The sequence below is a fragment of the Stieleria sp. genome (genome assembly GCF_041595215.1).
In the GTDB taxonomy this organism is placed as follows: Bacteria; Planctomycetota; Planctomycetia; order Pirellulales; family Pirellulaceae; genus Stieleria; species Stieleria magnilauensis.
This window is the reverse complement of the sequence record NZ_JBFHKV010000227.1, coordinates 1-9,348: the sequence shown is the minus strand read 5'-3', so window position 1 is coordinate 9,348 and position 9,348 is coordinate 1. Positions and strand designations below refer to the sequence as shown.

8 protein-coding genes are annotated in these 9,348 nt (G+C 57.7%); 5 read left to right on the top strand and 3 right to left on the bottom strand.

Annotated features, from left to right (window positions below):
- Positions 1 to 353: 353 nt before the first annotated feature.
- The 5 genes from ABX749_RS11145 to ABX749_RS11125 all read left to right on the top strand — a co-directional run bounded on the left by ABX749_RS11145 (position 354) and on the right by ABX749_RS11125 (position 4,553).
- Positions 354 to 860, top strand: a complete 507-nt coding sequence (locus tag ABX749_RS11145; protein WP_372896050.1) for a TIGR03067 domain-containing protein — start codon at positions 354 to 356, stop codon at positions 858 to 860.
- A gap of 93 nt (positions 861 to 953) precedes the next feature.
- A complete protein-coding gene (locus ABX749_RS11140; RefSeq protein ID WP_372896049.1) occupies positions 954 to 1,457 on the top strand; it encodes a hypothetical protein in 504 nt (167 codons plus the stop codon).
- Positions 1,458 to 2,130: 673 nt separating this feature from the next.
- Positions 2,131 to 2,751, top strand: a complete 621-nt coding sequence (locus ABX749_RS11135) for a hypothetical protein (protein ID WP_372896048.1) — start codon at positions 2,131 to 2,133, stop codon at positions 2,749 to 2,751.
- A gap of 876 nt (positions 2,752 to 3,627) precedes the next feature.
- The gene (locus ABX749_RS11130; protein ID WP_372896047.1) at positions 3,628 to 3,966 is read left to right on the top strand and encodes a hypothetical protein; all 339 of its coding nucleotides are present in this window, start codon (positions 3,628 to 3,630) and stop codon (positions 3,964 to 3,966) included.
- Positions 3,967 to 4,175: 209 nt separating this feature from the next.
- Positions 4,176 to 4,553: a hypothetical protein gene (locus tag ABX749_RS11125; protein ID WP_372896046.1), complete on the top strand. Its 378-nt coding sequence runs from the start codon at positions 4,176 to 4,178 to the stop codon at positions 4,551 to 4,553.
- Positions 4,554 to 4,642: 89 nt separating this feature from the next.
- On the opposite strand, the gene ABX749_RS11120 is transcribed toward ABX749_RS11125, so the two are convergent.
- The 3 genes from ABX749_RS11120 to ABX749_RS11110 all read right to left on the bottom strand — a co-directional run.
- Entirely contained in the window at positions 4,643 to 5,959 is a 1,317-nt protein-coding gene (locus tag ABX749_RS11120) for a hypothetical protein (RefSeq protein ID WP_372896045.1), read from the bottom strand.
- On the bottom strand, positions 5,956 to 8,913 hold the full coding sequence (locus tag ABX749_RS11115) for a protein kinase (RefSeq protein WP_372896044.1): 2,958 nt from the start codon (positions 8,911 to 8,913) through the stop codon (positions 5,956 to 5,958). Before ABX749_RS11115 ends, ABX749_RS11120 begins: the two co-directional genes overlap by 4 nt.
- Before the next feature lie 41 nt (positions 8,914 to 8,954).
- Positions 8,955 to 9,348: sigma-70 family RNA polymerase sigma factor (locus ABX749_RS11110; RefSeq protein ID WP_372896043.1), on the bottom strand; the 394-nt coding region annotated here is incomplete at its 5' end.

Genomic DNA, 9,348 nt, shown 5'->3' with positions numbered 1-9,348 from the left:
GCTGGGATCCCTCCGGGATGGAGACCTCGCGTCGGCGGATTGGCGTGGCATCACGTCGATCCTCGTAGGGTTGGCGGGCGGTCGACGTGGCTGCGCTGGGTCGGTGCCCGACGATGTCAACGACGACTGACGACGGGCATGTCGGCTGGAGATGGGGAGGCTGGAATTTCCCTCAGCGATAGCGATCGAGTACAGTGTTCGTCACTGACAATCGTTCAGGCTGTTCTCGTCACCGGACGCGAGAACCGTCCCGTCCGCCCTCGCTGACACAGAGTTGGCGTCAATCGAAGACCGAATGTCGTTCGCCTTGCCGCGGTAAGCGGTGGTCGTTCGGCACTGAAGAGAGACTTAAAATGGAAATTGCTGTGAAAGTCGCCTTGGTCTGCATCGTGTTCTTCGTCAGCGCCGCCGCTCACGCAGACGAGTCAACCGATGACAAGTCGCGTTTGCAAGGCGTATGGGCCTTGTCGAGCGGTGAAACGAACGGGCGGCCGTTGGGCGAAGTCCTGCGAAAGAAGGGACTGAGCGACCTGGTGATCAAATTTTCCGGCGACGTGATGACCATGACGGGCTTCGGTACTCCCGATTACACGTACCGATTCACCCTTCAGCCGATGGTTCAACCCAAGGGAATGAGGCTGGTCACCATTGAGACTCAGGGCAAGGCACCCAAGGGATCGATCCTCCACTGCATCTACGAGATGAAAGGTGAGACGCTGCGGCTCTGCTTGCCGAGCGATTCGACCGTTGAGCGACCAAATAAATTTGAGGCACCGAGCGGATCGCGTTTATCCGTGCTGGTGTTACGTCGTAAAACCGATGACGACAGTCCGCGTTCCGAACCAGCGGAAGCACGCTAGCCGCCGGCTTGATTTCTCTGGAAGTGGTGCGTCGTTCGCGGCGACCACGTGATCGTTACCATTCTGCGTTCTATTGCATCCAGGAATCTTTCGATGTCGATCGCGTCAATGAATGGCGAATGGCAACTCGAGCAGTATCACCATCTCGTCGATGAGATTCCCTGGGGTGACGACGAGGATACCGCTTGTTTGGCCAAGATTCAGGCGTGGCTCCGCGGCAACGGCGATGCACAGATTCCTGATGCCGTTCCGATGGCCGGGTTGGTGATGAAAATACAAGGCAGCGAGTTTTCTGAGGAGACGATCGAATTCGATGCCTTGATGTTCGACATCAGCGGCGTTCAAGTAAACGCTTACGTCCCCATGACAGGTACAGTCGTCGACCGTGATGGACTCACGATCCTTGAACCAGCAGGCGTACCGGACTGGGCAATGACGAATGCAATGGACGCGTCCGCATTGCGATATGACGACGGCGACACCAAGGTTTGTGACAGCTTGAGGCTGATCGATGACAAACTGGTACGACAGGTCTCGGTGGTGACAGATGAAATTTATCTGGAGCGAATGGTTCTTGTGTACGGTCGCGTCCGCTGAGGGAATGACACAGAACCATGTCGTGGACCGGGCCCTGATCGAGTTCGCTTGGGATAAGAACGCTGGCACCCTCTGTCGGGATCCGTTCTAATCGAGATCCATCATTGGCCCGCCTGAGGCTGAAAGCATTTTGCATCGTGATCCATTTCCGACCCTCCGGGGACGCGGATAGATCGCAATTCGTTGCACAATTCGAACACGGGGCCTTCTATTCGTTTGAAACTTCTCCGGAGAAGAGACGATGAAAACCTTGTCACTCCCTGCGGCCGCCACGGGGCTGGTCGCGTTGCTGATTGCGGCATCGATCACCCACGCCGAAGACCGAATCCCACAGGGATTTCGCGTTCTGGTCAATCTTGATGGCCAAAAGCCGCGTGCACTCGTGTCCTGCTCTCCCACGTCGACTACCCCACAACTACTCGCGATTTCGAATGGCCTTCGAAACGCTGGTGTTTCCGAAGTGCTGATCTCCACAAAGAATCGCAACGAGTTCAACCAGCCAACCACTCACCACCTTGCCGTTGCGTTTGATAACGAACGCGCAGTCTTGCTGATGACTGATCGCGTCCCTGCGAAACTGAGCCAAGCAATCCTATCGAGTCTCGGCAAGCTAAGCGGAGGCACAGAAGTTAAGACTGAATTGTTTGAGCTGTTTGCGGACCAACGCTAACTTATGACGCGACCACTACTGACCCTATTTGTCCTGCTCACCTCGCTGACGCTTGCGCAATCGCAGGACGCGAATCCATTTGGTTCCGACCAAGACGATTCCAACACTGAATCGGAATGGACGCCGTTACATCCTGATGGTGAGACACCGTATGAGCGGATGTTGTCGCTTGCCCACACCGATGCGCTTCCGCGGTTCGATCGGGTCGAGTTGTATGCGGTATCCTTACCCAAACGGGATCCTTTCAGCGAAGAGACACCGAAACGCAAGCCGACTGGCAAGACGTTTCCGGTGCACCCTTACGGCATAGACGCGGACATCCATGCTCACGTTTCGATCACGGGACCCGACTGCGACAAACTACGGATGGCATGGCAGTCGATGACCTTCGATCGTCTTGGTGGTGCGTTCTGCCACCTCCCCGTTTACGGGTTCCGACTGTACCGCGGTGATGATTTGCTGTTCGAAACAACCGTTTGCTGGGAATGCCAGAACTTCTACGTTCCTCGGTACGATTCGGAGAAGAAACGGCATGCTCATGGCTGGTACGGATTTGTCAACGATGACCACGCGAAGTCGCTACTGAAACTGTTTCGGTCGCACCTGCCGCATCCCAAAATGTAGGGTGCTGAACCATCTACTTGTCGTGCAGTCCGCGGGACGTCGATTGTATCACTGAGCGACTCTTGGGCAGGCACCGCTCTGCGGTGCACACCGCAGAGCGGTGCCACAACAAAGCCCGGAGTCGCGAAGCGCACTCCGGGTGGGAGCGCAGAGGACAGGGGAACCCCAACGGGGTTCAACAAACGGCGCGGCACAATCCGGGGTGCGCAAACGGCGGCGTGAATCAGACGAACCGTGTTGCTCGGTTCAACCCCGTTGGGGTTGGAGGCCTGTTGGCGACAGGAACTTGGGGTGCGCGGGCGCGACCCCAAGCTTTGATGTGGCACGCCGCTGGCGTGCGGGCCGCAGGAGCGGTTGCCGCTCGCGAGTCGTTCCCACAACGCGGTACGGCGAGTAATTCGTCAGTAATACAATCGACGTCCCCTGGGCATTCGTATCCTGGGGTAGCGGTCACTTTGCTTCGCTCGCTGACCCGTGCGACGGGTTTGCTGGAATTTGCTGCGACCCCGTCCGTGGTCGTGGGGTGGATCGGGTGTCTGGTCCGGAGGTGACGCTGCGCTGACCTCCGGCTACTCGCTTTGATCCCTTCGGGATGTCGGTCTAATTACTCTGGAGAATGAGCCAGAACGTGCAATGGAGGAGACGGCGCATGGGCTTGTCTTTCCGTCAGTCTGCTTGGGATGTAGTGGTCAGATCTTTCGCCCCTGCCAGCGCATCGTTATCGTTAGTTGGAAACCATGAATGACACATTGGATCTAAGACATGATCGACGAGGCTAACCCATCGCAAACGCCTGTGCCCCGACGATTTCAATTTTCAATCGGTACTTTGTTGCTGTGGATCGCGATTGGCGCGCTCGCGGCCAATACCGTGATCATGAATCGTCAGGTCACACGGTTGAAACAAGACCTCGCGTCGCAGCAGCCCCTGTCTCCCAAGGAAGTCGCTCGGCAATTTGAGAAGAGCACCACACTCGGGACGATGACGACCACGGTGAAAGATGTTCGCTATTCGGCTAAGGCTGATGCCTACCGAGTCGATTTCTCATGGGTTGACTCGGCGAGCGGGAAAACGTGGCATTCGGATGTTCGACTGAACCACGACGGATTCGGGGTGTATTACGGTCAAATTCGAAACGGACCGTTCATTCAACCACTGGGATACAAGGAAGCATTCCCAGTTGCCGTTACCACTCCGTCGTCTTTTGAGAACTAGCCGTCCAGAAGCCGACGAATCGATAGGCGCCTCTCAAGATGCAGATAGAAGCGAGCTGTTACCTTGCGATTGTCGCCTTGGCGAGCGTTCTTGAGCGTCCATTTGTGACCTGCTCGGGGGTCGAGAAACACGCGTTGCGGACTTCCGTGTTTTCCAATGTCATCGCATCACCGGCTTGGGTTGCCTTCGGCAGCGTTATCGAAATTTCGATGAGCCTCAATTCCTATCGCATGCATGGCAACTTGTTGGCGGTGCTCTTGTTCGCATTCGCCTTCCAAGTCGCCGCAAAGGTGCTCGTCGTTCGGGTCTCGGCGAGAAAGCCGATCAACGTGGGGTGCGTCTTCGCGGGCAACGGCTTCAGCTTGGTTTTGATCTGGGCCCTGTATGTTTCGCTCGTGTCGTTCAACGATCAGCACCCGCATGTTTGGGTCAAAATGGTGCGTTATGTTCCACTTTTTTCCATGCTGTCGTACGCCGTGTTCATCGGAATTGCGGTGCTGATCGCGATCGAATCCCTGTCTGCTTTCGTGGGAAGGAGGAGGACTCCGGATGACAGCGACGAATCGAGCCGTAAGAGCGACCAATAGTTCTGCGATGCAATGCAACGCTGGTGGGAGAGGATTTTTGGTGGACGGCAAGTGGGATGCTTAGGCCGCTTGTGGAGTTGACGGGGACGTTAGCGCTGTTTTAACGTCGTTAACTTCAGTTTGTGATTCGGGGCGGTTGAGATGTCGGCGTTTGGTGTCCGGCTGCGGAGTTTCGTCCAAACCGCGCCGGCGAGGATCAGGACCACGGGCGCTGCGGCCAACTTGCGAACGGGGAAGCGGGACGTCGAGATGTCTGTCGTGCTCGAGGGCTGAAGTGCGACGGCGGCCGACGCGGCGTGCGGCAACGTCGTTTCAGCAACACCTTGATCCGTCGGGCGATCCCACTGCGACAGCGTCGCGAAGTCGGTCGTCTGGACATCGGGAAACGCTCCGATCTCGAATACCAAGGCAACTTCGAGCGACGTGACGGCTGCAAACAGCGGCGGTTCCGGTTGGCTGGCGTCCAACGCGCCGGCAGCGGAAACATCGTGCGGTCGTGCGTCGGAATCGACGATCCATGTCTCCGACGGGCCCGTCGTCTGATCATCATCCGTACCGGTTTCGGCATCCACCGCTGATGATGAAACGCGTTGAATACTCGTCACGATGTATTCCGCATCCGACTGCAATTGACCGTCCATCCAATCCGACCGGGATGCAACCCATGCGGATGTCGTCGCCAAGCGGATCACTTCGCCTTCGCCCGGCAGCTGATCGGTTAATCGATCGATCGTCGCGTCGCTGCCGGCATGTGGTTCGGGATTCGATACGGTTTTAAGTGACTTCGGTAAGACCGTTTCCAGGGCGGGCTCGGTCACATCGCGGCGGTCCGCTTCGTCGTCGATTGAAAACGGATCGATCGGCGGCACGTGCGCGAGGGTTGGCATCACGGGCGTGGGGATGACTTCCGCCGGTGACAATTGATTGTCCGTGTCATCGGGGTAGTGGAAGTACTCAACATCACCATTGCCGCGATCGACCGCGATGGTGATCGGATCATGGGATCCGGAGGAAAATTCCGCATCGATGGCGGCACCGAACAGGTCGTCCGTCAAAATGGCATCGACCATCGCGGACCTGAGCAACACACCGCGTTGGTCTGACAGATCGCTGGCGGCGAAGTATTCGTCGTTCGACACGTCCGAGATCTGCCGGGCGCTCAAACGCAGTGTATTGTCGGCTCCGTCGCGGACCGGTTCCAGTCGCAGCAGTACGGTTTGGTGATTGGTGCTGGACAGGTTGCTGATTTCCAGGTTCACCAAAAAATCCACCGCCTCGAACTCGGGACCGGCGAGCAGGTTTCGCTGTTCAAAACGTTCCATCGTCAGCCGTCGGCCGCCGCGATGATGGCGGCGCTGACGGAGACGGCGGATGTGATGATTGGAAGTCGAAGGTACTTTGATCATTCTGGTGGTTCGACAGATGTGGACGGATCAGCCAACCGCATGACCTTTTGCAAGGTCGGATCCTTTCGTTTGGTCTCGACGTCGGTGAGCCCCGATGCGACGGCCATCTGCCACGTTTCAAGCGTCGGAGTGATCCAACGTTGATTCAGTGTCAGCGAGGAAGCGCCGTCCCCGTTCGCCGATTCGGCAAGCTCCAGTGCGACTCGATACAAATGATTCGGATCATCGATCCAAAGTGTTCTTCGTTGAAGCGCCAGTTCACCGGCCAAGTCATACTGCCCTTGGCGTCTTAGAAACCGACCATACTTGACATAACTGGCACTCAGCCAGACTCGGAAGTCTTTGATTTGTGGCGCTTTTTCCGAGGCCCACGTTTGATGCTCGATGGCATCATGATAGTGTTTCCGGGCTGCTTCGGCATCCGATTTTTCCAAAAGTGGCGCCAGATTCGAAAGCACGCCGCCGAGTTGAGCTCGGTAGTGGGGCGATAATGGAGATGTGTCCACCAGTTCAGTCAGCAGCGACTCGGCTTTCTCGAAATGGGAGAGCGCATCGGCGGAAGCGGCTTCGCCAGAAAAAGGGTCGGCTGACGAGTTGTTGGCTGACGTATCTGTGGCTAACGAGTTGTCCAGCGATAGCAAGACCTGTCCCATGTTGTTGTGGGCGACGGCCAGTTGTTCTTTGAATCGGGGCGATGTCGGGGCACGCAGGACCAGTGTTTGTTGGACATCGATCGCGTCTTGGTAGGCCTGGAGTGCTTCGGCCGTTCGTCCGCGGCGGTTGAAGATGGCGCCGCGATGGTTGTAACAGGTCGCCAGTTCCGAGAGCGCGGCCAAATCGTGGGGGCGATCTTCGACGATCGTCTTGTGCAAACCGATTGCCAAGCGGTTGTATCGATCTGCCGCGTCCAAGTCATTGCCGGCAAACAGGAACGACAACTGTGCGTAGGAGACCGCCAGTTCACGTTGGTATTGCAGGTTGTCTGGATCGACTTTCAGCAGTGCGGATTGCATTTCGATGGCTTGTTCGTAGGTCCGGCGCGACTGTGCGGTTTTGCCGGCGGCGCGTTCCAGGTTGCCGACATTCACAAGGGCAGCGATCCGCAAATGCTTGATCTGCGTTTCTTCTTTTGCTTCGCCGCCGAGCTTGTCGATGATCTGCTGTGCCTGTTGGTATTCGGATTCGGCCGTTGGGAAGTCGCCCTGCTGGAAGGCGAGTTCGCCCAAGTTGTTGTGGCAGACGGCTAAGTCATGGACGATCCGGGCATGATTGGGATCCGGATCGTGTTCGTCGTCAGCGAGTAAGTCTTGGTAGAGTTTGATCGCGGTTTGGTAACAGTCGACGGACTCGGGAAACCGTCCCAATTGACGATGCATCGATGCCATTTGGGTGTTGCAAAGGGCCAACGCAAAACGCATCGAGGCGTCACCGTCCATCTGATCGGCGAAGGACTGGTAGTCAGCCAACGTCTCCTGCATGATGGCTTGCCGGACGGTCTCGGTACCGGGTACGCCGGCGAGTTTTGTTGCCAACCGCATTCCAAACCGATCGACGACGTCGATTGCGGTTTGAAGGTTCAGCTGGGATTGTTCGAAGTTGGATTCGGCGGTCTTCAATGCCGCTTCGGTTCGGCTTTTTTCTTTCGACAGCAGCATGGTGGCGGTGCCGGCGGCGAGTGAAGTCAGGATCAACACGCCGACGATCGAGGCGACCAGGGTGCGGTGCCGCGTGGCCCATTGGGAAAGACGATCGATCGCGGAGGGGCGTTTGGCCAGCGGCGGTTTGCCGGCTAGGAATCGGGCCAGATCTTCCGCCATGGCGGCCGCCGATTGATAGCGATCATCGCGCGGTTTTTGGATCGCTTTGAGCACGATGGTTTCCAAGTCGATCGGGATAGCGGGGTTCAGTCGTCGGGGCCGTTCGGGTTGTTGGCGTTGGATCTGATCGAGCAACGTCACACGATCGGTCGCGGCGTGGGGTGGTTCCAGGGTGAGGAGTTCGTAGAGCGTGACGCCCAACGAATACACGTCGCTGATGTGGTCGACCAAGCTGCCGCGACCCGCGGCGGCTTCAGGACTCATGTAGCGAATCGTTCCCAATAGATCTCCCGTCATGGTGATCGTGATACTGTTTTGGCAGCGTGCCAGTCCAAAGTCGGTCACCCAAAGTTTTCCTTGCTGGTCGATGAGGAGGTTGGAGGGTTTGATGTCGCGGTGCACGACGCCAAATTCATGAGCGTGCTCGATCGCGGTGGCCGCTTGTCGAATCAGCTCGGCGACGGAGTTGATATGGTTTTGGGAGCGAACGCTGCGTTGTGTGGAGAACGCTTCGTCGGGAAGGGTGCTGCCGGACGCGTTGGTGGCGTTTTCGCCCGTGCCGTCACGCAGGTTTCTCAGTTGGTCGATCGCTCGGTCCAACGCCTGGCCGTCGATAAACTGCATGCTGTAATAGTGGACGCCGCGATCACATCCAACCGAATGAACGGGAACGATGTGGGGATGGTGCAGCTGGGCGGCGGCCTGGGCTTCGTTCTTGAAGCGAATGATCTGGCGTCGATCCAGGACGGCAGCGAACGGCAAGACCTTGAGCGCGACCCGGCGACCGAGTGATTTCTGTCTGGCTTCATAGACCACGCCCATGCCGCCGCGTCCGACTTCACGAAGGATCTCGAAATCGCCCAGCTCGTTGTGGCTGACCGTTCCCACGTCATCCGGATGCTCTTTCGGTCCCAGTTCGGCGGTGGCTTGGTGCACGAAGTCCAAACCGCGCAAATACCATCGCAGCGGTTCGGCCAATTCCGCGTGGCGTTGAATCAACGATTCCGGATCGGCCGGACGCCCCTGTTCCAGATCGTCGAGGTAGGTTTCCAGGATTTTGGAAAGCTGTTCCTGTTGTTGCGGCGTGAGCGCGTCCAACGGGTTGGCCGCAAGCGTGGCGACGTCTTCACGTGGCACGGCAGAGGATGGTGACGGCCGGTCGTTAGTGACGACGTCGTTCATAGTACGCCTCGCGATTCAAGCCGGACCCGCAATTGTGCGATCGCCCGCATCCACAGCATCCGCACTGCACCCGCCGTGCGTTCCATCCGCGCCGCGACGTCGGGGAACGCGAGCCCTTCGATGTGCCGCAGCAGAATCACCTCGCGGTAGTCGTCGGGCAGTTCGGCCAACGCATCGGCCAGCAACAGACTGGCTTCGTGTTTTTGCGCGTCGGCACTCGGTGATTGGCCTCGGTCGGCGATGATTGCTACCAGCCGCGCGGTCGATCGTTCCAGCGTCGCACCGATGTCATCGATCGAGACTTCGCGTCGAACGTCGCGTTTTTCTGCCAGTACGTGTCGCTGGATGATGTGTCCCAGGTTGTTCACCAGAATCGTTTTCAGCCAGGCG

Bases quoted from the DNA above. Each gene is read 5' to 3' on its own strand.
- ABX749_RS11130 (WP_372896047.1), top strand. From the start codon at position 3,628: ATGAATCGTCAGGTCACACGGTTGAAACAAGACCTCGCGTCGCAGCAG.
- ABX749_RS11145 (WP_372896050.1), top strand. From the start codon at position 354: ATGGAAATTGCTGTGAAAGTCGCCTTGGTCTGCATCGTGTTCTTCGTC.
- ABX749_RS11135 (WP_372896048.1), top strand. From the start codon at position 2,131: ATGACGCGACCACTACTGACCCTATTTGTCCTGCTCACCTCGCTGACG.
- ABX749_RS11125 (WP_372896046.1), top strand. From the start codon at position 4,176: ATGAGCCTCAATTCCTATCGCATGCATGGCAACTTGTTGGCGGTGCTC.
- ABX749_RS11120 (WP_372896045.1), bottom strand. From the start codon at position 5,959: ATGATCAAAGTACCTTCGACTTCCAATCATCACATCCGCCGTCTCCGT.
- ABX749_RS11140 (WP_372896049.1), top strand. From the start codon at position 954: ATGTCGATCGCGTCAATGAATGGCGAATGGCAACTCGAGCAGTATCAC.